Source organism: Dyella sp. BiH032 (genome assembly GCF_031954525.1).
GTDB lineage: Bacteria > Pseudomonadota > Gammaproteobacteria > Xanthomonadales > Rhodanobacteraceae > Dyella_D.
The window spans coordinates 627,806-647,052 of record NZ_CP134867.1 but is presented as its reverse complement, the minus strand read 5'-3'; the positions used below and the strand labels follow the sequence as shown (position 1 = coordinate 647,052).

25 protein-coding genes are annotated in these 19,247 nt (G+C 64.4%); 18 read left to right on the top strand and 7 right to left on the bottom strand.

What is annotated here, in order from left to right; translation table 11 throughout:
• The first annotated feature begins 1 nt into the window (after position 1).
• Positions 2 to 268 (top strand): type III secretion system export apparatus subunit SctS, encoded by a 267-nt coding sequence (gene sctS, locus RKE25_RS02745; RefSeq protein WP_311840738.1) that lies wholly within the window; start codon positions 2 to 4, stop codon positions 266 to 268.
• A 7-nt stretch (positions 269 to 275) separates the two neighbouring features.
• Positions 276 to 1,070 (top strand): type III secretion system export apparatus subunit SctT, encoded by a 795-nt coding sequence (gene sctT / locus RKE25_RS02740; protein WP_311840737.1) that lies wholly within the window; start codon positions 276 to 278, stop codon positions 1,068 to 1,070.
• Positions 1,071 to 1,101: 31 nt separating this feature from the next.
• Here sctT and sctU read toward each other — a convergent pair whose 3' ends face one another.
• Positions 1,102 to 2,175 carry a type III secretion system export apparatus subunit SctU gene (gene sctU, locus RKE25_RS02735; RefSeq protein WP_311840736.1) on the bottom strand — a complete coding sequence of 358 codons (1,074 nt, stop codon included), beginning with the start codon at positions 2,173 to 2,175 and terminating at the stop codon, positions 1,102 to 1,104.
• A 181-nt stretch (positions 2,176 to 2,356) separates the two neighbouring features.
• Between sctU and RKE25_RS02730 the strand changes: the two genes are divergently transcribed.
• Both RKE25_RS02730 and RKE25_RS02725 read left to right on the top strand, forming a co-directional pair.
• Positions 2,357 to 2,608, top strand: a complete 252-nt coding sequence (locus RKE25_RS02730) for a hypothetical protein (RefSeq protein ID WP_311840735.1) — start codon at positions 2,357 to 2,359, stop codon at positions 2,606 to 2,608.
• Positions 2,609 to 2,635: 27 nt separating this feature from the next.
• The gene (locus RKE25_RS02725; protein ID WP_311840734.1) at positions 2,636 to 3,289 is read left to right on the top strand and encodes a hypothetical protein; all 654 of its coding nucleotides are present in this window, start codon (positions 2,636 to 2,638) and stop codon (positions 3,287 to 3,289) included.
• 18 nt (positions 3,290 to 3,307) lie between these two features.
• Here RKE25_RS02725 and RKE25_RS02720 read toward each other — a convergent pair whose 3' ends face one another.
• From RKE25_RS02720 to RKE25_RS02710, 3 genes are all read right to left on the bottom strand, one after another.
• Complete coding sequence (locus RKE25_RS02720; RefSeq protein ID WP_311840733.1) at positions 3,308 to 3,901, bottom strand: GNAT family N-acetyltransferase; 594 nt, start codon at positions 3,899 to 3,901, stop codon at positions 3,308 to 3,310.
• A 68-nt stretch (positions 3,902 to 3,969) separates the two neighbouring features.
• Positions 3,970 to 4,698 (bottom strand): DUF6683 family protein, encoded by a 729-nt coding sequence (locus tag RKE25_RS02715; protein WP_311840732.1) that lies wholly within the window; start codon positions 4,696 to 4,698, stop codon positions 3,970 to 3,972.
• Between the two features lie 66 nt (positions 4,699 to 4,764).
• Complete coding sequence (locus tag RKE25_RS02710; protein ID WP_311840731.1) at positions 4,765 to 5,427, bottom strand: hypothetical protein; 663 nt, start codon at positions 5,425 to 5,427, stop codon at positions 4,765 to 4,767.
• 1,081 nt (positions 5,428 to 6,508) lie between these two features.
• Here RKE25_RS02710 and RKE25_RS02705 point away from each other — a divergent pair.
• The 3 genes from RKE25_RS02705 to RKE25_RS02695 all read left to right on the top strand — a co-directional run bounded on the left by RKE25_RS02705 (position 6,509) and on the right by RKE25_RS02695 (position 8,610).
• Positions 6,509 to 6,904 carry a hypothetical protein gene (locus RKE25_RS02705; RefSeq protein WP_311840730.1) on the top strand — a complete coding sequence of 132 codons (396 nt, stop codon included), beginning with the start codon at positions 6,509 to 6,511 and terminating at the stop codon, positions 6,902 to 6,904.
• Positions 6,905 to 6,939: 35 nt separating this feature from the next.
• Entirely contained in the window at positions 6,940 to 7,839 is a 900-nt protein-coding gene (locus RKE25_RS02700) for a hypothetical protein (RefSeq protein ID WP_311840729.1), read from the top strand.
• Between the two features lie 66 nt (positions 7,840 to 7,905).
• On the top strand, positions 7,906 to 8,610 hold the full coding sequence (locus RKE25_RS02695) for a hypothetical protein (RefSeq protein ID WP_311840728.1): 705 nt from the start codon (positions 7,906 to 7,908) through the stop codon (positions 8,608 to 8,610).
• Positions 8,611 to 9,118: 508 nt separating this feature from the next.
• Here RKE25_RS02695 and RKE25_RS02690 read toward each other — a convergent pair.
• Both RKE25_RS02690 and RKE25_RS02685 read right to left on the bottom strand, forming a co-directional pair.
• Positions 9,119 to 10,117 (bottom strand): phage portal protein, encoded by a 999-nt coding sequence (locus tag RKE25_RS02690; protein ID WP_311840727.1) that lies wholly within the window; start codon positions 10,115 to 10,117, stop codon positions 9,119 to 9,121.
• Positions 10,117 to 11,883, bottom strand: a complete 1,767-nt coding sequence (locus RKE25_RS02685) for a terminase family protein (RefSeq protein ID WP_311842311.1) — start codon at positions 11,881 to 11,883, stop codon at positions 10,117 to 10,119. The genes RKE25_RS02690 and RKE25_RS02685 overlap by 1 nt, the downstream gene beginning before the upstream one ends.
• A 137-nt stretch (positions 11,884 to 12,020) precedes the next feature.
• On the opposite strand from RKE25_RS02685, the gene RKE25_RS02680 reads away from it, so the two are divergent.
• The 11 genes from RKE25_RS02680 to RKE25_RS02630 all read left to right on the top strand — a co-directional run bounded on the left by RKE25_RS02680 (position 12,021) and on the right by RKE25_RS02630 (position 18,329).
• Positions 12,021 to 12,884, top strand: a complete 864-nt coding sequence (locus RKE25_RS02680; RefSeq protein WP_311840726.1) for a GPO family capsid scaffolding protein — start codon at positions 12,021 to 12,023, stop codon at positions 12,882 to 12,884.
• Between the two features lie 56 nt (positions 12,885 to 12,940).
• Positions 12,941 to 13,948 carry a phage major capsid protein, P2 family gene (locus tag RKE25_RS02675; RefSeq protein ID WP_311840725.1) on the top strand — a complete coding sequence of 336 codons (1,008 nt, stop codon included), beginning with the start codon at positions 12,941 to 12,943 and terminating at the stop codon, positions 13,946 to 13,948.
• A gap of 76 nt (positions 13,949 to 14,024) precedes the next feature.
• On the top strand, positions 14,025 to 14,687 hold the full coding sequence (gene gpM / locus RKE25_RS02670) for a phage terminase small subunit (protein WP_311840724.1): 663 nt from the start codon (positions 14,025 to 14,027) through the stop codon (positions 14,685 to 14,687).
• Positions 14,688 to 14,785: 98 nt separating this feature from the next.
• Positions 14,786 to 15,250: a head completion/stabilization protein gene (locus RKE25_RS02665; protein ID WP_311840723.1), complete on the top strand. Its 465-nt coding sequence runs from the start codon at positions 14,786 to 14,788 to the stop codon at positions 15,248 to 15,250.
• Positions 15,250 to 15,459: a tail protein X gene (locus RKE25_RS02660; RefSeq protein ID WP_311840722.1), complete on the top strand. Its 210-nt coding sequence runs from the start codon at positions 15,250 to 15,252 to the stop codon at positions 15,457 to 15,459. Before RKE25_RS02665 ends, RKE25_RS02660 begins: the two co-directional genes overlap by 1 nt.
• A 14-nt stretch (positions 15,460 to 15,473) precedes the next feature.
• The gene (locus RKE25_RS02655) at positions 15,474 to 15,824 is read left to right on the top strand and encodes a putative holin (protein ID WP_311840721.1); all 351 of its coding nucleotides are present in this window, start codon (positions 15,474 to 15,476) and stop codon (positions 15,822 to 15,824) included.
• Positions 15,824 to 16,132: a phage holin family protein gene (locus RKE25_RS02650; protein WP_311840720.1), complete on the top strand. Its 309-nt coding sequence runs from the start codon at positions 15,824 to 15,826 to the stop codon at positions 16,130 to 16,132. The genes RKE25_RS02655 and RKE25_RS02650 overlap by 1 nt, the downstream gene beginning before the upstream one ends.
• Before the next feature lie 16 nt (positions 16,133 to 16,148).
• Positions 16,149 to 16,907: an N-acetylmuramidase family protein gene (locus RKE25_RS02645; protein ID WP_311840719.1), complete on the top strand. Its 759-nt coding sequence runs from the start codon at positions 16,149 to 16,151 to the stop codon at positions 16,905 to 16,907.
• Entirely contained in the window at positions 16,907 to 17,401 is a 495-nt protein-coding gene (locus RKE25_RS02640; RefSeq protein ID WP_311840718.1) for a hypothetical protein, read from the top strand. The genes RKE25_RS02645 and RKE25_RS02640 overlap by 1 nt, the downstream gene beginning before the upstream one ends.
• Entirely contained in the window at positions 17,398 to 17,880 is a 483-nt protein-coding gene (locus RKE25_RS02635; protein ID WP_311840717.1) for a phage tail protein, read from the top strand. Before RKE25_RS02640 ends, RKE25_RS02635 begins: the two co-directional genes overlap by 4 nt.
• A complete protein-coding gene (locus RKE25_RS02630) occupies positions 17,877 to 18,329 on the top strand; it encodes a phage virion morphogenesis protein (RefSeq protein ID WP_311840716.1) in 453 nt (150 codons plus the stop codon). Before RKE25_RS02635 ends, RKE25_RS02630 begins: the two co-directional genes overlap by 4 nt.
• Before the next feature lie 31 nt (positions 18,330 to 18,360).
• Here the strand turns inward: RKE25_RS02630 and RKE25_RS02625 are convergent, their stop codons facing one another.
• Positions 18,361 to 19,113 (bottom strand): site-specific DNA-methyltransferase, encoded by a 753-nt coding sequence (locus RKE25_RS02625; RefSeq protein ID WP_311840715.1) that lies wholly within the window; start codon positions 19,111 to 19,113, stop codon positions 18,361 to 18,363.
• Between the last annotated feature and the right edge of the window lie 134 nt (positions 19,114 to 19,247).

Sequence of the window (19,247 nt, the reverse complement as noted above, 5' to 3'; positions counted from 1 at the left end):
CATGTACGACCAGGAAATCCAGCTCGCCCGCGAAGCCCTCTGGCTGGTGCTGGTGCTGTCCGCGCCGCCGATCATCGCGGCCGCCATCGCCGGCCTGCTGGTGGCGTTCCTGCAGGCGGCCACGCAGATCCAGGAACAGACCTTCCCCTACGCGGTGAAATTCATCGTGGTGGTCGTGGCCCTGCTGGGCACGGCGGCCATGCTCGGCGGCACGCTGTACAAGTTCGCGGACCGGTTGTTCAGCGGGTTCCCGGGCATGCTGCATTAGGCCGACGATGGCGAGCAGCTTTCCGGTCGAATTCCTGGGGGACCAGCTCACTGGCGTGGCGCTGACCCTGCCGCGCATCGTCGCGGCGTTCCTGGTGCTGCCGCTGATGACGTCTGAAACGGTGCCCGCGCTGGTGCGCAACAGCTTCTACGTGAGCCTGGCGATCCTGGCCTATCCGCTCGCCGCGGCAGCCAGCCCCACCATGACGGTGATGACCGGGGCGACCTGGATCGCGGTGCTGGGCAAGGAGGTATTCATCGGCCTGCTGATCGGCTTCTGCTTCGGCATGGTGTTCTGGGCGCTGGGCGCCGCCGGCGCGGTGATGGATACCAAGGCGGGCTCGTCGATGGCGATGGACATGGACCCGATCGCCGGCCAGCAGAGCACGCTGACCAGTGTGTTCCTGATGCAGCTGGCCACGTGGCTGTTCATGGTCAGCGGCGCGTTCACCGTGTTCCTGGACCTGCTGATGTCCAGCTACGCGCTGTGGCCCGTGGCGAGCATGCTGCCGCCGCTGAAGGCGGGCGGCATGGATTTCTTCGTCGGGCAGTTCAACTACCTGATGACGGCCGTGCTGGTGTTGTCGGCGCCGGCCCTGGTGGTGATGTCGCTGGTGGACATCGCGCTGGGCCTGGTCAACCGCTATGCGCAGCAGCTCAACGTGTTCGCGCTGGCGATGCCGATCAAGGCGTGGCTATCCAGCTGGGTGCTGCTGCTGGCCCTGGGTGCCATGGTGGAAGTGGTGATGCGCAAGCTGTATGAGAATCGCGGGTTGCTGAAGGTACTGCAGTCCATTCTCTAGGCGATGGCATCCGCGATGAGGGCCGCCGCTCTTATTTGCCGTCCCGCGAATCGCGGATGGATTCGGCCCAGCGCAGCAGCTCCGCCACGGCCTCGAAGAAGTCGGACGGCAGGTAGTCGTCCACGTCCACTTTCTCGTACAGGCCGCGCGCCAGGGTGACGTTGCGCATGATCGGCACGCCGGCTTCTTCGGCGGCCTGGCGGATCAACGCCGCCTCGTGATCCTCGCCCTTGGCGACGATTACTGGCAGGTCGTCCTCGCCCTGCTGGTAGCGGATGGCGATCGCGAGATGGGTGGGGTTGGTCACCACCACGCTGGCGCTGCGCACGCCGGCAAGCGTGTTCTGCTGCGACCACTCCTGATGCAGCTGGCGACGGCGGCCCTTGATCATCGGATCGCCTTCGTTGTCCTTCAGTTCCTGCTTGATCTCGCGCCGGCTCATTTTCATCTTCTTGCTGTACGCGTAGCGCTGGTAGAACGCGTCGAGCACGGAAACGAAGAAGAACACGAAGATCACACCGGCGGCGAGGCGCTTCACCGCGACCCAGTGCGCCTCGCCCATGGCTTCGGGCGTGGCGTACGGCAACTCGACGAACTGCCCCACCAGGCCGAACAGAACCCATGCGAACAGGCCGATCAGCAGGCCGCTCTTGGCGATGGCCTTGATCACCTCGATGAGGTTCTCCTGCGAGAACAGCCGCTTGATGCCCTCGGCGGGATTGAGGCGGCTAGCGTCGGGCTTGAGTTTCTTGGGCGCGAAGACCGGGCCCACCTGCAGGAATTCGACCATCACTCCGATGGCCACGGCGCCGAGCAGAAAGGGCAGGGTGAGCCAGAGAAAGCCTTCCAGCGTGGCCAGGCCCACCGTATGCAGCGCCTGGCCAAATGGCTGATTGAGGCCGAGCAGGGCGGTGTCGAACAATCCGGTCAGCCGGGCCCGGATCAGCGGCATGCCCATCATCACCATCAGCAGCCACGCGAGGACCAGAACCGTGCTGGTCAGCTCGCGGCTCTTGTGGACGTCGCCTTCCTTGCGGGCGTCCCGCAGGCGCTTGGGGGTGGGTTTTTCGGTGCGGTCACCGCTGTCCTTGTTCTGCCCGGCCATGAGGAGTCCGCTCGTGCATGACGGTCAACCGATGCTACGCCCCCGCGTTGGGTGCGCACCGTGACCTGAATGCCAGTGTGGACGGGGCCGCCGCCGGCGACCACCTAGGGATTACCCCAGCTGATGCAGCGCCCATGCGAGACCTAGACTGATGCCAAGCATCGAACCCACTTCAGGTGCCATGAACCTCTCCGAGCTCCAGTCGCGTCCGCTAGCGCCGTCCCTCGAGGGCATCGGCGCCGCGCAGGCGCTGGTCGGACAGGGCCTCGCGCAACGTCTGCAGGCGAGCAACGGCAACCAGCTGCTTGGCCTGGACGTGTGGGCGGGCACCAGCGCCGCCGAACGCGTGCTGGGCCCCTCTGGCGTGACGGCTCCGACGGGCGCGGCACACCTCGATCAGCTCGTCAGCCACATCCTGGCCCCGCTCGGCTGAGCCGGCGAAGCAAGGCGAGCGCCGCGCATGAGCGCCCAGCTGCAACCCCTGGCCGCCCCGCTGCTGGAGACGACCCGGCGCCTGATCGGTGCGTTGCGCCAGGAGCCTTCGGTCGAGCTTCGCTTGGCCCTGGCCAAGCGCTTGGTGCGCCAGCTAGGCGATGACGCTTACCCGGTGTTCCTGAAGATTCTGCTGATCGTCGCCGAGAGCGAAGACACGGAAGCGAAACAACTGCTGGCCGACTTGCTGGCGACCGCCGCGCAACGCATGGACCTGCCGAGCGGCCCCCTCAGCGCCTGGGGCAGCTCCAGCGGCGACGCCGCGCTCAACCCACTCAATCGCCGGCGCCTGCTCGGTCCAATCGAATATCTCACCGTGTGGCATTGCCAGCAGACCCAGCGCCCCATGCTCGAAGAGGCGCTGTACGCCGACGCGGTGCGCAAGCTGCTCGCGTTGTTCGACCTCAATCCGCAGTTGCGTGCGCTATACGCCGGCAAGCTCGGCTCAGACGCGGGCGGCGAGCTGGAGGGCACCTACACGCGCGATACGCGCGATATCCTCAGCCGCCTGGCCCAGCGCTGGCAGCGCCCCGGCAGCACGCCCGACGAGGTGGTGCGCGCCGCGCTACGCGGCGACGCGCCCGCGCCGGTGCCGCCGGGCTGGATCGTGCATCGTCTTTGAACGTCGAAGGCGCGCTTATCACGAGGCGCCCTTGCGCCAGCTCGTCGCTTCGAGCGCGAAGCGGCGCGCAGCGCGTCCGCGGTACTCGGCCGAACCGGTTTCCGCGAACCCCAGTCGCCCGAGGATGAGCGCACCGGTCGTATTGTCTGGATGCAGATAACCCACCACGCGCGGCAGATGCAGCAGCTCGAACGCACGCCGGCATAACAAGTGCCCGCCTTCGATCGCGTACCAGCGCCCCCATGCTTCCGGCGCCAGGCGCGCACCGATTTCCACCTCGCCCGTCGATTCCACCGGCATCAACGAGAATGTGCCGATGAAGCCACCCTCGAGCGCATCGGCCCGCCACACGCCCAGGCCTCGATGTCGTTCGTAGACCTGGTTGACGCGCGCGACCAGCGCCGCGACTTCGATGAAGCGCGTCGGGCTCTCGTCCAGCAGCACCGGCTGGGCAGGTGCCTGCGCGTAGAGAAGGCTGAGCCAGGGGATGTCCGCGTAGCTGAGTGTGCGCAGCCGCAAGCGGCGGCCACGTGCCACTTCGCTGTCGCTGCCATCGCCGGCGCCGGCCGGCAAGTTCCGCGCCGCACCGCGTCGTTCCGCCGTCTCGCTCATGGCGATCCCCTTCATCGACTGGCGCGACTGTCGCGCGCGATGTCGGCGATGGCTAGCTGGGAGTTTCCCTAGCGTGCGACGAAACCCTGCGGCGTCATCGCGACTGCACGCAGGTCTACGCCCATCTTGCGCGCGGTGCTGTTCACTCCGTCCTGCAGACGGGCAAGCGCCGCGCGATCGCCGCTGCGCTCGAGCTGGTTGCGCGTGCCGGCCGCGATCATGGCGAGGTAGCCGAAGGTCTCCGCCAGCTCCTGCTTCTGCGCGTCGGCGAGCGCAGCGATGCGCGGATTGCGTGCCATGGCAGCGCGCATGTGCGTGCGTAGCGCATCGATGCCGCCGCGGTAGGCGTCGGCATCGCGATCGTTCACTACTTCCCACGACAACACGAGATAGGCAGTGAAGGCATCGGCCACGTTGCGATTGGCGAAACCGTAGTCGCGCAGAAGCGTGTCGAACTTGTTCAGTACGCCGTCGCGCACGAGGGCCTGGCGATATTCACTGGAATGATTGCCGCCGAACTGCTGTGCGACGCGGTCTAGCACGGACTGGCTCACCGCGGCGGAAGGGCGATAACGCAACGCGGCGAGGTCGCGTTCCGCCACCGGCATCGCTGTCCGGGACTCAGGGGCCGCGCCACGCGCCTGGTGCGCGATCACGTCGCCCATCACGTTCGAGCCGATGACCTGGTTGTTGAGCAGCGCGCCCTGGCCCAGCCCCACCGTGGCCCCGGCGTCGTATTGCGCATGCGTCGCGCACGCCATGGCCAGCCCAGCCAGCATCGCCATGAACTGTTTCATGCTGCCTCCAAAAACGAACGCAGGGGCATGGTAGCCCCTGCGCGTGAAGTACCGGCGAAGACTCGCTCAGTTCTTGCGGGCGATCGTGGTCAGGCCGTCGCCGATAGTCTTGATCGAGTTGCTGAAGGAGTTCGACAGGATGCCGAACATCTGCGACTGCGCGGAGAACTCGGCGTTGATCTGCTGGAACTGCTGCGCGTCGTTCTTGCCGGTGTGCTTGGACATCTCGTTGGTGAGATCCACCAGGCGCTGCGCCTGGTTGCCGAGCATCTTGCCCATCGCCTTGGCGATCGCCACGAGCCAGCTGTCGGCAGCGCCGTCGGTGTCCTTGTCGGAGCCGCTCTTGAGAGCGCGGGTCAGGGCCTCGTCGTTGATGGCCTTGGAGAACGCGTCCTGCAGGTCGTTGCGGGCGCGGTCGGCGTCGCCGGTATAGGCACCGTTCGCGCCCTGGTGGTTCGCGGCATCGATCGCGGCATTCGCGGCCGAAGTCAGCGGCTCGCTGTTCCAGCCGTCCACCGAATGGAAATCGGAGCCGAAGGCGTCACGGAAAGCGGCGCTGGTCAGGTTGCCGGCATCCGGGCCGAACTTGTCGGTGATGGCGTTGGTGAAGGCCTGGGTCGCCAGTTCACGCGCGGCGGCCGTCGTCACGAGGCCGCCCGGGCCGGTGGCGGTGCTGAGGGCGTTGAGGGTGACGTTGGTGAACGAGTTGAGATTGATTCCATTGAACATGGCGCTACCTCTGCATCGATGGATGGGATGGCACATCCGCCGCATCCTCCGGATGGGTGGTGGCCTCGCCCCGTGCAGACAGGAAATACCGATCGCGTCCTGCCATCGCCCCCGGGCCGTGAATCGGAAGTATCCGCGGCGGGGCAAAGCCGACCAGCTAGGTCGAACCCTAGCTAGGGTTTACCCCATGGCGCGCGGGCGCCGCCTGCAAAGCAGCGGTCATGCGGATGTGCGATGGAGAGGGACGTACGGCGGGCACAAAAAAACCGCGCCAGGCGCGGTCTTCGTCGACTTCCTTGCCCGAGGGGAAGGAATGGTGGCTAGAGGCACCACGCCAGACATCGGCACAAGCGCTTGTTCTCACAAGAGGATTTTGTCGATGCCGATGCGCATGTACCACCAGATGTACCACCAACGGCGCGGCGCAGCACTGGCACGGCAGTTACTGTGTGCCAACGCGGTCCGAGGGTCGATCTCGCCCCACTAGCTGGAAAATTCGAGGGGTCCCCGGAAAAAGGTAATCCGAGTAACTCGTAGCGCGGTTCGTCCGCTTTCTTTTGAAATATCAATCGGATATATGCGCAGCAGGAAGGTAACCATCAGGTGATTTATAGGTGACTGATTACCAAGAAAAAAAGTAATTCCGCGCACTTCATGGATCACGCAAAATCAATGACTTAGTGCGTGATTACCTTTTCCGTCACCTGCCGTTACCTTCTTGGGGTAATATTTTTCTTCTGCATAAACAGTCGCTTACATGACTTTCTCGGCAGCATTACCGGGATCACCCATAGCCGAACCCCCCTGTCCCATTCCCGAGGAAAGTGCTGCTCAGCGCCGCGCCTACACGCTGCCAGGGTTTGCCTACGCCCCAATGTGGAAAGGCCGTACGGCGCCCGCTGAGGCGATCTGCGAGACTGACACCGCCCCGCGAGTCCGTGCGGCGCGTCCCTGCCGGCGCGCGACAGCCGATGACCGGGGCACCTTCCTACGCGCTGAGACGACGCGGGCGTAGCTTGGGCAGATGGATGAAGCCCGACGCCTTTTGATCGCCGCCTGCAGCTCCCTGGCGCGCCTCCACATGCGCCTGATCGCCCTATGGCACTGGCGGCGCCGGACCGGCCCGAGCACCTGGTCGTTGTCGGACCCCCATTGGCGCGTCGAAGAGCTCGATCCGCCGTCGCCATGGCTCGATGCCTGCGCCCCACGGACGGAAATCGCCAACCTGATTCCCGCTATTGCACTGGTGCAGGCGCATCTTCTGGCCATGATTGAGGCGGAGGGGCCTATCGATGGCATGGACGCCTGCACCGCGCTCCACCATCTGAGCTTCCACAGCACGACCTGGAGTTCAGCCGTTCGACGCCTTGCTGATCGCCTCGGGGTCCAGCTCCCGGAGGAGCCCCGCGAGGCCACGCATCTGGCCAGCCTGGAGCAAAGACCGTTCCCGAAAAGGCGGCGCCGGCAACCGGGTTGATCGGTGTCGGTGTAGGCTGATCGCTGGTCCTGCCGATGCGCCGCCGGCTGCTATTCCGCTCGCTGGCATCAAGTGGTCAGGATGATTCTGGCTTCAATGCGAGGGAGCGCGTCTTGGAAAAGAAAATTCACATATTGGATGGAAATTTTCGGCAGGAGCCTAGCCTCGGAGACTGGCTGCGCCACCCTCATAATTTCGTCGCGCTCACCGATATATCTGCCATAGAGATCTACAAGGGCTCCGAGCCACGAAGCATGCTTTGGTCGCTTAAGCTCTTAAAAGACCATGCTGAGAAAGTCATCGTTCTAAAGCCCACACAAGAAATCCTTAGATTGCCCGGCATAGAAAAAGGACTGCGAAGGCGCCTCATCGACCATCCGGGGACGGCACACTATCCCTCCTATTGCCTTGCTCTGCACCGGATGGAGAACGACCCATCGATTCGTGAGCAGGTGGTCGAGCGACAGCAGTGGGCCAACGAAGAGGTCCATCGCATGAAGGCCGGACTAGCTGATTACGCTGGTGCAGTAAAGGAACTCTCTGCAGAGTTCTCGCCTGACGAAAAGCGGCTCATCAAAAGCGCCACTCCTTATCCGAGGGACATGGCTTTCAAAATACTCGACGGCGTAAGCAAAATAGCCCTTCATCAGTACTCGCGTGTCAATCCAAAGGCGCCGCGACTTGTAGGACCAATTTATAACCTAATGGTGTTTAGATATGCGCTGTGCGCTTTTCTTCTGGCGCTGCAAAAAGTGGCTGATGGCGGCAACGTATCTCAAGATCTGGATAAGTTAGTCAACGACGGCTACGACATGTCCTACTGCGCGTACGCAACATATTTTGATGGGCTTTTCACCAACGATCGCCAGTCGATGATGGTTTACGGAGAGGCGAGCGTCGTGCTTAGAGGCATTAGGCGTGCGCTCGGAAATTGATTTGCGCCCGCTACAGCGATGCGATTCTGTGCGGGCGTTCCTTTGCGCAGAGGAATGTTAGGGGGCATGTCGATGACTAAAGAAACAGCTGAGGAAGCGCAGCCGGCGCAAAAACCTGATGATAATAAGCTGCGTAGGCGCGTGTTGTTTGACGCCTACTGGACCGAACAACAAACGCGCGAGCGCGCAAACAGTGATAAGTACGACAATACGATTCTGGCCTATTCCACGGGCGCACTCGGCCTGTCCGTAACGTTTATCAAAGAGCTCGTGCCACTGGCTTCGGCACACGCCTTATGGGCTATCAAGACGTCCTGGCTACTGTTCGCTGTTTCGTTGCTGCTGATGCTGTCGTCGTTCCCAATAGCAGGGGAAGCAAACCGGCAAAGCGTCAAATTCGCCCACAAGTATTTCATCGATGAAGAGGACAACTACTACAACAGGGAGGGTTGGGCCGCGAAGACCCTGAAAGTAATAAATCCGCTGGCCGGCCTGTTCTTCTACGCTGCCACGGGCCTAACCATTGCATTCGTATGGACCAACATCCACGAAAAGGAGCCTACGTCCATGTCCGAAAAAAACACCACTCCAAACACACCACCTCAAAGACTCACGGAAGGTGTACAGCCTGCATCAATGCAGCGCTTTGATAAGGGCTTGCCAAGTGCGTCAATGCCAGCTGCGCCTGCACCCGCGCCGGCGGCGGCGCCTGCACCCGTCCCTGCGCCCGCGCCCGCCCCTGCGCCGGCCCCTGATTCCACCACTAAGTGAGAATCGCCATGAGCAAAAAGAAAGTCCCTAACGCATGGGCAATGGATGGCATGAGGTCGGCTCTGATGAGCCAAGTCGCCTCTTCGGGAAACGAGCGTGGAGCACCTAGCGCGCAGATGCCAAAAGCGCCTGCCGCCCCAGCTCCGAAGCCCGCGCCGGCACCTGCTCCGGCGCCCAAGAGCGGCAAGTGACCGACCCGTGTGTAAATAGAGGCCGGATGCGTCAAAACGCGTCAAGCACTGGCTGCACCACTGCGGCGAAACCAGGCGCGGCTCCGCCAACAAATGGCTGTGGATGACTGCGTCAAAATCGACCTCTAAAGGGTGCGCGGGCGCGGTGGGGGTGACCGCGCGGCCCGGGTGCTGGCTGCCGCCGCGGCCCCGCCGCCGGCCGGGGCCGCCCGCCCGGGCGGCCTGCGGAACGGCCAACAGAAAGGCCGCCTCGCGGCGGCCTTGGGTGAGGGAATGCGGCGATGGCGGCCGGAGTGCCGCCGGCCGTGGTGGCCCGTCTATGCGGCGCCCTCGGCGGTGTCCACCACGTACGGCTTAAAGGACACGACCTGGTCGCCCAACCAATCGTTCAGCTCGGCGAACCGGGCTTGCAGGGGGGCGATCTCATTGGCGAAGAACACCTTGCCGGCGCGAACCACATCCCCGAAGCCACCGTTGTTCGTGGGCACGATGCCCAGGACCTGCGGCGGCACCCGATGGGCGGCGAGCACGTCGTCGCGGGTAATGCTCTTTATGTTGAAGAAATCATCCTTGGCCGCGACTTCGCTGATCGGCATCAACTGCAGTCCATCCTTCTTGCCGCCTGGCGCGTACAGAAACATGTTCCTGAAATTGCCTGGCCCCTTGCTCTCTTTGAGCGCCGTGCGGAGGTTGTCGATCTGCGCTTCGTCGGCCAGCGCGTCAGTCATGTAGAGGATGTATCCGGCGTGCGAGCCGTTGAGGTAGTACTTCCGGCGGAAAAGCGTTCCCGCCTCGTTGAGCAGTGCGCTCTGAATGGCAGGCAGGTACTCGGGGAGACCGTACATCTCCTGATTGATGTCCGGCTCGAGCAGATGGAAGACGCGCCCTTTATCGAACTCGTGCGGCTCGACGGCCGGCTGCAGGTAGACGTAGGTGTCTTCCTTGGTGGAGCTCCGCCGGCACCACTTGGCGAGCGCGGGCCGAAGCGGCATGCGGCGCCCGAGCACGTTGCGCTGCTCTTCCATGTAGCAGTTGCCGAAAGTCAGGTAGTCCAGTGACCACTGAGCGAACGCCTGGCGTGACAGAAGCGGATGCGGCACGAACGTGGCGGCCAGCAGGTTGCGCTTGCAGTAGATCGCGCTCGCATGATGCGGTGACGCGCGAAAGACGCGTGCAAGCGCATCCATATTGACCGGCGTCTCGTACCATCGGCCGTTGTTCCAGCTCTCGACGTAATCGAGCAGCTGACGGCCATCGAGCACCGGCGTCGGATCGCCGAAGGTGAAGGCTTGCATCTGGTTGGGCGACTCGGCCATCAGAAAATCTCCATTACGCTGCTATTGCTCGCGGTTTGACCCTCGAGCGGTTCGTTGATGAGTGCATGCATGCACGCCCACGCAAGGTCGGCATGGCCGATTTCTTCGCTTCGCCCGGACTCGAATGTCACCTGGCGACCCGACGCGGTAAGGGTCTTGCGTATCGCCATAAAGGAGTGGGCGATGTCGGTACAACCCGCGTCAAACTCGAGGCGGCCGTTATTGATCACGTTGAGCGCCTTCATGACGAGAAGCGCTTTGACGTCAGGGGAGTAGGTGAAGCGGCGTGCCAGCGGGAACCATTTAACGACGAGCTGGTAGACGGCCGCGCCGACACCGTTGGCGTCGATCCCGATGTAGGTGACGTTGTAACGGCGCGCAACATCGTGGATGAACTTGTCCTGCGCCTCGAAATCCTTGTTGGTGATGCGGTGGCGCTCGAGGATTCGGAACTTGCCGCCCGGAGTGCGCGGCGGTGCGATCACGACAAGGCCAGCCGAGTCCGTACCATCGCCCTTCGGGTCATAGCCGATCCATACCGGCATGTAGCCGTAGGGGCGGGCATCTAGCGGCTTGAGCTCGTTCCACACCACCCAGCTGTCGACCATGCACGCCTGCATCATGGCGAGCGAGAACAGGCTGTCGCCGTCGTCCATGAACATGCACATCAGAAGATTGTTGAACTCGTCGGGCGAGTACTCCGTGCGCAGCTCTTCGATGTCAAACAGGTCGCACCCGCTTGCCGCGGCGTCTTCGATGGTGACGATCTGGCGCCAGACCTTGTCCGGCGAACGCAAGCCCGCGGACAAGTGCCCATGGCTAGTGTCGATCTCAAGGCGATCTTCCTTGGCGCGACGACGGTTATAGCGATCGCCGGTCCAGTACGGATATGCCTGATGGCTCTTGGCGCTGGGGGTCGAGAAGTAGGTCTTGCGCCACTGCTTGTGCATCGCCATGCCGCTGGCGACCTTGTTGAGCTCTTCAAACTGGTAGGTCCAGAAGAACTCGTCAAAGTAGAAATTGCCGTGATATCCCTGGGCCGTCCTGGCATTCATTCCCAGGAAGTACAGGTGGGCACCGTTCGGGAGAACAATCGGATCGCCCTTGAGGTCGACGTCGCACGTTTCCAGAGCGAACTGCCGTATGTACTGCTTGAAGATGTGCGCCTGCGCCTTGCTCGCACTGAGGAAGATCTGATTGCGGCCCGTTTCCACCGCATCGAGTAACGCCTCGCGCGCGAAATACCAAGTCGCACCGATCTGGCGCGACTTCAGGATCATGCGGGTTCTCTCGCTGCCAGCGTTGTACCAGCGGCGCTGATAGCCATAGAGCGAATCGAGGAAGCGCTGCCGCAGCAGCGCCGCCTGCTCTTCGGTGAATTCGTTACGCTTGGAGCGCCGCTTCGGACCAGCGTTGCGCGCTTCGATCGCCGGATTCAGATCGCCCTCATGCCCTCCAGGCGCTTCGTAACGGCGGACGCGCGCGAAGCGTTCGACCTGGCGTCCAAGTAGATCAATCTCCTTGTAGTCGCTGCCGGTCTTCTTTTCCTTGAGCACGAGCGCCACATAGCGCGCCTCGGTGGCGGTCTCCATGCGCTCGATGACCGGCGCGTCGTCCCACCGGTCGCGGTCTTTCCAGCTCTGCACCGTGGTGCGCGGTTCGCCGAGATGCTCAGCGATGTCTGTCACCTGCCAGCCCATCCAATACAGAGCGCGGGCAGAACGGCGGTTATCGATTTGCGGCGGCGGCATGAGCATGGACGGCATCGTCGCCGCGTCACGCATTACGTCGTGCGCCCTGTGCTGTGTACGGGTTGATGGGTACACACGGCCCGCGTTGCTGGCACTTCGTGCCCTCCCGACGATGGCCGCGTCCTTCGCATCCACCATTCGGAGCCACGTTCATGGCCAAGAGCAAATTCTTCCGCGTCGCCGTCGAGGGCGCTACCACCGATGGCCGCACCATCGAGCGCAGCTGGATCTCCGACATGGCCGCGAGCTATTCGCCGTCGACCTACGGCGCGCGGGTGAACCTCGAGCATTTCCGCGGCATCCTTCCGGATGGCCCGTTCCGGGCCTACGGCGACGTCGCCGCCGCCAAGGCCGAAGAGATCACCGAGGGCGACCTGAAGGGCAAGCTCGCGCTCTACGTCCAGGTCGAGCCGACGCCCGATCTGGTCGAGATGGTGAAGAACAAGCAGAAGGTCTACACCAGCATCGAAGTCAATCCGAAGTTCGCCAACACCGGGCGCGCCTATCTGGTTGGCCTGGCCGTCACCGACAGCCCGGCCAGTCTGGGCACGGAAATGCTCACCTTCGCCGCCCAGCACCCCGACGCCAATCCGCTCGCCGGCCGCAAGCAGGCAAAGGACAACCTGTTCACCGCGGCGTCCGAAGCGGTCGCCATCGAATGGGAAGAAGGGGCTTCGGACAAGACGGTGGTTGAGCTCTTCAAGCAGATGCGCGAGCGCCTGTCGAAGCTGACCGGCAAGAGCCGCTCGCACGACGGCCAGTTCGCGGAGATCGGCGAATCGCTGCAAGCCGTCACCGACGCTCTCGAGACGATCGAGAACAGGCACACGGCGGCCACCAAGGCGTTCAGCGACAAGGTGCAGGCGCTGATGGGCCGCATGGACGCGATCGATTCCAGCCGAAAGCAGACCGCCGACGAGCTCGCCGACGTCGTTCAGCAGCTGTCCGCCATTCCGGGCTTCACGAGGCGCCCGTCGAGCACCGGCGGCGGCGACAACCAGCTCACCGACTGCTGATTCGAGCTCGAAGGCCCTACGACGTCGACCTAAACCGCCAATCCACGGAGCACACCATGCGCAATTCGACCCGCGCCATCTACATCGCCTACCTGACGCGCCTGGCGCAACTGAATGGCGTGCAGGACGTCACGACGAAGTTCTCGATCGAACCCAGTGTCCAGCAGACGCTGGAGAATCAGATTCAGCTGTCGAGCGCCTTCCTCCAGCGAATCAACATGACCCCCGTGCTGGAGATGAAGGGTCAGAAACTCAAGCTGGGCACCACCAGCACGATCGCCAGCCGCACGAACACCGATCAGCGGGATCGCAACCCCGCGGTCGCACATGGCCTGAAGGATCAGGGCTATGTCTGCGAGAAGACGAATTTCGACAACGCAATCGGGTACGCGCAGCTGGACGCCTGGGCCCGATTCCCCGACTTCCAGACGCGAGTGCGCGACGTCATCGTCCGTCAGCAGGCACTGGATCGCATCATGATCGGGTGGAACGGTACCAGTGTTGCGGCCGACACCGACCGCGTAGCTCATCCGCTGCTGCAGGACGTCAACGTCGGCTGGCTGCAGCACATTCGTGACGAAGCCCCGGCGCACTGGATGAAGGAAGTGGTACCCGGTAGCGGGAAGGTGACCGTGGGCGCCGGCAAGGACTACGCGAACCTGGATGCTCTCGTGTTCGACGTTACCGAAGAGCTGATCGACGAGCCCTTCCGCGACAACCCCAACCTGGTGGTGATCTGCGGCCGCGGCCTGCTGCACGACAAGTACTTCAAGCTGGTCAACCAGGACCAGACGGCACAGAACCAGCTGGCCAGCGACATCATCATCAGCCAGAAGCAGATCGGCGGCCTGCCCGCCGTTCGTGTGCCCTATTTCCCGCCGGGCGCGCTGCTGGTGACCACGCTGGACAACCTGTCGATCTACTACCAGGAAGGTTCGCGCCGCCGGCAGGTGCTTGACGCGCCGAAGCGCGACCGGATCGAAAACTACGAGTCCAGCAACGACGGCTACGTGGTCGAGAACTACGGCGCGGCGGCGTTCGTCGAAAACATCGTCCTCAGCTAACCCATAACCCGACGAGAGCGCAAAGGCCCGGCCGGTGGTGTGCCACCGGCCGGAGTCAGCGAACCGGAGAGACCTCATGAGCAGCCCCGCCCGCCGCTACCGCGAACGTACCCACGCAGCCATCACCGCGACTACCGATGCCGCTGCGCCGCTGGCCGTGGCCGATGCGGATGGTTCCGCCCCCTATCGCCTCATGCGGGCGGCGCTGCTGGAAGACCAGCGCGTTCTGCATGGCATCCAGTCGATCGAGGGCAAGATCGAAGCAAAGCGGAAGCGGCTCCCGAACTATGACGCTTGGGTTGCCGGTCGGCTGGATGCCGACGAGCCGGTCGCGGATGAGGTAGTCGCCACCGTGATGGTTTGGCGTATCGACACCGGCGACATCGACGGCGCGCTGCAGATTGCACGCCACATGCTCCGGCACGAGCTGCCGCTGCCCGAGAAGTACAAGCGCGACCTCCCCACGCTGTTGGTGGAAGAAATCGCGGACCGAACAATCCGTCCGGACGGCGGCAACGTGACGCCCGAGCAGTTGCTCGAGGTGGGACAGCTGACGGCGGACAACGACATGCCCGACGAAGTGCGGGCCAAGCTCCACAAGGCCACCGGCCTGGCGCTGCGTGACAAGGCGCCGGCACAAGCCGTCGAACACCTGCAGCGTGCGCTGCAACTGAACCCGCGGAGCGGCGTGAAAGCCGATATCGCCAAGCTGCAGAAGCAGCTGACGCCCGCGACCTGAGCTCGCCCCGAGCGCCGCGGCGGCTCGGCGGGCACAGCCGGTCCTCTCTCCACCGCCTGTGACCCGCCGACCACCGCCGCACCTATTCCGAGGAACAGATGTCCGGCTTCGTCGCTACCGCCCCTGCCAGCCCCGCTCAGCCCCTTTCGTCCGGCGGCTGGTATCCGGACATCGATCCGACCGAAGCGCGCGCCGTCATGCGGCTCGATGGCACGGTGACCAATGATCGCCTGGTCGAATGCCTGTCGAACGCCATGTCGTCGGTGGAGGACGAACTGGACGAGTGGCAGCAGCAGCAGCGCGCCCTGGGACGCGAACGTCTCGCCGACGTCCCCAGCAAAGCGATCAACGGCGTGTCGCGCCTGGTGATGCTGTACAAGCGCGCCGTGGTCGCCTACGCCCAGGCCGAGCTGCTTGAGAAGTACCGTGAACTCGATACCACCGGCCGCGGCGATCGCCGCGCGGATGCGATGAACGAAACTGCCGAGGATTACCGCCGCAACGTGCGTTACGCCGTGCGCGACATCCTCGGCCGGCCGCGCGCGACGGTGGAGTTGATCTAGTGCTGATCCGCGCGCTCCAAGGCGAAACCCTCGACGCGCTCTGCTACCGCGCTCTCGGCCGCACCGAGGGCGTCACCGAAGCGGCGCTGGCCGCCAATCCGGGTCTGGCCGAACTCGGGCCGATCCTGCCGCAAGGGCAGCTGGTGGATCTGCCCGACGCCACCCAAGCCACGCTGACCGAAGCTGCAATGGTGCAGCTCTGGTCCTGACCCAGGGGAATCTGATGGCCGAACCGACCTCCACCACCACCCTCGCCAGCCTCGCCGCTGGCGTCAGCGCCGCCACGCTGCTGCCGGGCATCGATGGCAACGCGATCATCGGCGCCTTTGCCGGCGCGGCCCTTGTCGCACTGAACGCCAAGGACGTCGCCTGGCCTTCCCGGGTGATCTACCTGGTCATCAGCTGGATCGTCGGATACCTGGCGGCACCGGAGGTGGCGGCCCGCGTTGGCCTGCATCAAACCGGCGTGGCCGCCTTCTTGGCCTCGGCCTTCGCCATCGCCGTCACCGTCAATCTGCTCGAGCGCGTCAAGACCATCGACCTCAACAGCTGGTTGCGCCGCGGAGGCTCCTAATGGATCACCTGCTCGCTCTCTTGTACCTGCTGGCCAACGCCATCACCTGCATGCGGCTGCTGATCTACCGCCGCGAGGGCGCACGCTTTCGGCCGCTGGTGAGCCTTGCCGCCTGGGTGCTGATCGCCAGCACCGGCGGCGGCGCGCTCGGCCTGCTGGTTGGCCTGTATCCGCCGTCCCATGTGCATCTGACTGACCTCGGAATGGCCGCCGTGCTGTGCGTCCTCAGCCTCACTGCGCGCGGCGATGTCGCCGCCATCCTTCGGACCGACCATGACCCAAAGTCCTCCTACTCTGCGCGCGGGTGACCGTGGCGCCCCCGTGATGACGCTCCAGCACCGCTTGGCTGGTGCCGGCCTCAAAATCGTCGCGGACGGCGTGTATGGCCCCTCCACGGAGCGCGCCGTCAGGGATTGGCAGCGCGCCCACCACCTGGTGGTCGACGGTGTGGCCGGTCCGCGTACGCAGGCGGCGCTGCTTGGCCTCGTGGATCCGCGCGCGCTCCGCCAAGACGATATCGAGCGAGCCGCCGGCACGCTGGCCTGCGAGGTGGCAGCGCTCCAGGCGGTGATCGAGATCGAAAGCCCGAACGGCGGCTACCTGGCAGACGGCCGCGTGGTGATCCTGTTCGAGCGCCACGTGTTCTGGCGTCAGCTCGACGCCGCCGGCATTGACCCCGCCGGCCTTGGCGCGCCCAGCAGCATCCTCAGCCGTGAACGCGGTGGTTACCTCGGCGGCGCCGCGGAGTACCAGCGCCTCGCGCTGGCCAAGACCTACGGCGTCGAGCCGGCGATGGAATCCTGCAGCTGGGGCAGGTTCCAGCTTATGGGGCTGCATGCGCTAGCACTGGGATACACGAGCGCCAGTGCCATGGCTGCGGCATTCGCCGGTGGCGAGGCCGAGCAGCTGCGTGCCTTTGTTGCTTTCGTGCAGGCAGACGACGCCCTGCTGAAATCCCTTCGCGCGCGCAAATGGGCAGCGTTCGCCCGGGCCTACAACGGACCCGCCTTTGCCGACAACTTGTACGACACACGGCTCGCCAGAGCCTACGTCAAGCATGCTTCTGCCACGGAGCCAGCGTGATGCCAGCCATTCTCCGTCAGCTGCTGCTCGGACTGGCGCTTGTCGGCGCCCTGGTCGCCTATTACCTGATCACCACGCATCGCATCCACGCCGCTGAGCAGGCCGCCTCGGTAGCACAGGCCAAAGTGAGTGCGCTTGACGGCGAGCTGGCTGCGGCCAAGCGGACGGAGAAGATCGTCACGGTATACGTCGATCGCGTCCAGGTCGTGCGTGAGCGCGGCGCCACTATCGTTCAAAGGATTCCCGTCTATGTCACGCCTCAGGCTGATGCTGCTTGTACCCTTCCTCGTGGCTTTGTGCGCGTGCACGATGCTGCCGCCGAAAGCGCCGAGGTGCCCGGCGCCCCCGGACCTACTGATGCGCAGCCCAGCGGCATTGCGCTCTCTGCCGCCGCCGGCGTCATCGTCGGCAACTACACCACCTGCCATGCCACCGCCGAGCAGCTGACCGCCCTGCAGGCGTGGGTGCGCGATAACAGCGGGACCGCGCCGTGAAGAAGCCGGACAGCCTCCGCGACATGCTGGTGAGTTCCTGCCCGGACCTCCGTATCAACCCGGAGCGCCTGATCATGTTCATTGATGACGGCCGGCTGGTCTCGACGGCGGCGCAGGGGTTGAGCTTCGAATACGCGTATACGCTGCACATCGTGTTGACCGACTTCGCCAATGACCCGGACCTCATCATGGTCCCGCTGCTGGCCTGGGTGGCCGTCAATCAGGTCGAGTTGCTGGACAATGACAAGCTCCGCGAGACGGGAATCACCTTCGAAGCGGACCTGCTGGACAACGCGAAGGTCGACCTCGGGATCAAGCTCAAGCTCACCGAACGTGTGGTGGTACGGGTGAAGGATGGTGGCGTCCTCGCGATGGAGCACGCCGACGAGCCGCAAGTCGAGGCGCGCCTTGCTTCGGGCCGTTGGGAGCTGTATCTGCGCGACGAGCTGGTCGCCACATGGGAGGTGGCCGCGGCATGAGCGACGCGTTCCGCCAGGTCGAGGATTGGGCCGCGGCTTTGCTCGAGCGGTTCTCTCCATCCGAGCGCAAGCGGCTGGCCATGGATCTGGCGCGCGCGCTGCGCCGCAGCCAGTCGGCCCGCATCGGCGACCAGCTAGCACCGGATGGCTCGCCCTATCCCGCACGAAAGCGCCGCTTGCGCGACAAGAAGGGACGCATCAAACGGCAGAAGATGTTCTCTCGCCTGCGCACGGCCCGCTACCTGAAGGCGACCGCGACGGCCGATGCCGCGGAGGTCGGCTTCGAAGGCCGGACCGGACGTATCGCTACCGTCCACCAATACGGCGACATGGACAAAGTGTCGCCCGATGGCCCACGCGTGCGCTATCCGCGCCGGCCGCTGATTGGCTTCACCGATGGTGATCGCCGCGCGATCCGCGACCAGCTGATCGACCGCCTCGCGAAGTAGGGCCGGCCGCAACGCGCCCGGCCCTGACCAACTATCGCTGAATGCCCTTGCAGGTCGCGGCCAGGCGCTGTTCCGCAGTGGCGAAATATCCAGCCGACAGCTCCGCACCGACGAACTGCAGGCCGGCGCGCAGCGCCGCAACGCCCGTCGTCGCGCTTCCCATGAAGGGGTCGAGCACGGTGCCGCCGGGTGGCACGATGCCGACCAGCTGGTCCATGAGCGGCTCAGGTTTGCCCACCTGGTGGTGTTTGCCACCGCGGCTAGGATGCACGGGAATCACGCCGGGCAGCACCACCGGATGGGTCGCGGTATCGATCGCGCCGCGGCTTGCCCATACGACGTACTCGGACTGGCTACGGAAGCGCCCGCGCTGCGGTCGGCAACCGTTCGTCTTGTCCCACACCACAATGCCCTGCCATACCCAGCCGGCCACCTGCACGGCATCGGTCATGGTGGGCAGCATGCGCCAGTCGATGAAGGCCAACAGATGGCCGCCAGGCCGCGTGACGCGGTGACATTCGGAAAGCCAAAGGCTGGCCCAGGCCAGGAAACCGCGCTGATCGCGGAAGTCACCCTCGAAGTCGGGAAACTGCGTCTGGGTGCTCTTGTTGATGTACTTATCGCCGGTGGGCCGAGCGCGACCCGCCATGGTCTGTGCGCCCGAACAGTACGGCGGGTCGGTGATGACGGCGTCGACGGCTGCGTCAGGGAGTTCGCGAAGGATGCGCAGCGCGTCGCCGCGGTGAATCACGTAGGGGAGTGCAGTCGTGTGGCGAGTGGTCATGAGCGGTTCCGATGGCGGCTCCCTGGCGCTCTGGCAGGGGGCTCGGAACGGCCCTCAATGAATTGATGACCCCGCAACGGGGGCACTTGATCTCGATCGCCGCGAATGCGTCAAAGCGTGCGAGTAGGCGGGCA

What these genes read in the sequence shown, in the direction of transcription:
- sctS (WP_311840738.1), top strand. Translation starts at nt 2, where the DNA reads ATGTACGACCAGGAAATCCAGCTCGCCCGCGAAGCCCTCTGGCTGGTG.
- sctT (WP_311840737.1), top strand. Translation starts at nt 276, where the DNA reads ATGGCGAGCAGCTTTCCGGTCGAATTCCTGGGGGACCAGCTCACTGGC.
- sctU (WP_311840736.1), bottom strand. Translation starts at nt 2,175, where the DNA reads ATGGCCGGGCAGAACAAGGACAGCGGTGACCGCACCGAAAAACCCACC.
- RKE25_RS02730 (WP_311840735.1), top strand. Translation starts at nt 2,357, where the DNA reads ATGAACCTCTCCGAGCTCCAGTCGCGTCCGCTAGCGCCGTCCCTCGAG.
- RKE25_RS02725 (WP_311840734.1), top strand. Translation starts at nt 2,636, where the DNA reads ATGAGCGCCCAGCTGCAACCCCTGGCCGCCCCGCTGCTGGAGACGACC.
- RKE25_RS02720 (WP_311840733.1), bottom strand. Translation starts at nt 3,901, where the DNA reads ATGAGCGAGACGGCGGAACGACGCGGTGCGGCGCGGAACTTGCCGGCC.
- RKE25_RS02715 (WP_311840732.1), bottom strand. Translation starts at nt 4,698, where the DNA reads ATGAAACAGTTCATGGCGATGCTGGCTGGGCTGGCCATGGCGTGCGCG.
- RKE25_RS02710 (WP_311840731.1), bottom strand. Translation starts at nt 5,427, where the DNA reads ATGTTCAATGGAATCAATCTCAACTCGTTCACCAACGTCACCCTCAAC.
- RKE25_RS02705 (WP_311840730.1), top strand. Translation starts at nt 6,509, where the DNA reads ATGCGCCTGATCGCCCTATGGCACTGGCGGCGCCGGACCGGCCCGAGC.
- RKE25_RS02700 (WP_311840729.1), top strand. Translation starts at nt 6,940, where the DNA reads ATGCGCCGCCGGCTGCTATTCCGCTCGCTGGCATCAAGTGGTCAGGAT.
- RKE25_RS02695 (WP_311840728.1), top strand. Translation starts at nt 7,906, where the DNA reads ATGTCGATGACTAAAGAAACAGCTGAGGAAGCGCAGCCGGCGCAAAAA.
- RKE25_RS02690 (WP_311840727.1), bottom strand. Translation starts at nt 10,117, where the DNA reads ATGGCCGAGTCGCCCAACCAGATGCAAGCCTTCACCTTCGGCGATCCG.
- RKE25_RS02685 (WP_311842311.1), bottom strand. Translation starts at nt 11,883, where the DNA reads ATGCCGTCCATGCTCATGCCGCCGCCGCAAATCGATAACCGCCGTTCT.
- RKE25_RS02680 (WP_311840726.1), top strand. Translation starts at nt 12,021, where the DNA reads ATGGCCAAGAGCAAATTCTTCCGCGTCGCCGTCGAGGGCGCTACCACC.
- RKE25_RS02675 (WP_311840725.1), top strand. Translation starts at nt 12,941, where the DNA reads ATGCGCAATTCGACCCGCGCCATCTACATCGCCTACCTGACGCGCCTG.
- gpM (WP_311840724.1), top strand. Translation starts at nt 14,025, where the DNA reads ATGAGCAGCCCCGCCCGCCGCTACCGCGAACGTACCCACGCAGCCATC.
- RKE25_RS02665 (WP_311840723.1), top strand. Translation starts at nt 14,786, where the DNA reads ATGTCCGGCTTCGTCGCTACCGCCCCTGCCAGCCCCGCTCAGCCCCTT.
- RKE25_RS02655 (WP_311840721.1), top strand. Translation starts at nt 15,474, where the DNA reads ATGGCCGAACCGACCTCCACCACCACCCTCGCCAGCCTCGCCGCTGGC.
- RKE25_RS02650 (WP_311840720.1), top strand. Translation starts at nt 15,824, where the DNA reads ATGGATCACCTGCTCGCTCTCTTGTACCTGCTGGCCAACGCCATCACC.
- RKE25_RS02645 (WP_311840719.1), top strand. Translation starts at nt 16,149, where the DNA reads ATGACGCTCCAGCACCGCTTGGCTGGTGCCGGCCTCAAAATCGTCGCG.
- RKE25_RS02640 (WP_311840718.1), top strand. Translation starts at nt 16,907, where the DNA reads ATGCCAGCCATTCTCCGTCAGCTGCTGCTCGGACTGGCGCTTGTCGGC.
- RKE25_RS02630 (WP_311840716.1), top strand. Translation starts at nt 17,877, where the DNA reads ATGAGCGACGCGTTCCGCCAGGTCGAGGATTGGGCCGCGGCTTTGCTC.
- RKE25_RS02625 (WP_311840715.1), bottom strand. Translation starts at nt 19,113, where the DNA reads ATGACCACTCGCCACACGACTGCACTCCCCTACGTGATTCACCGCGGC.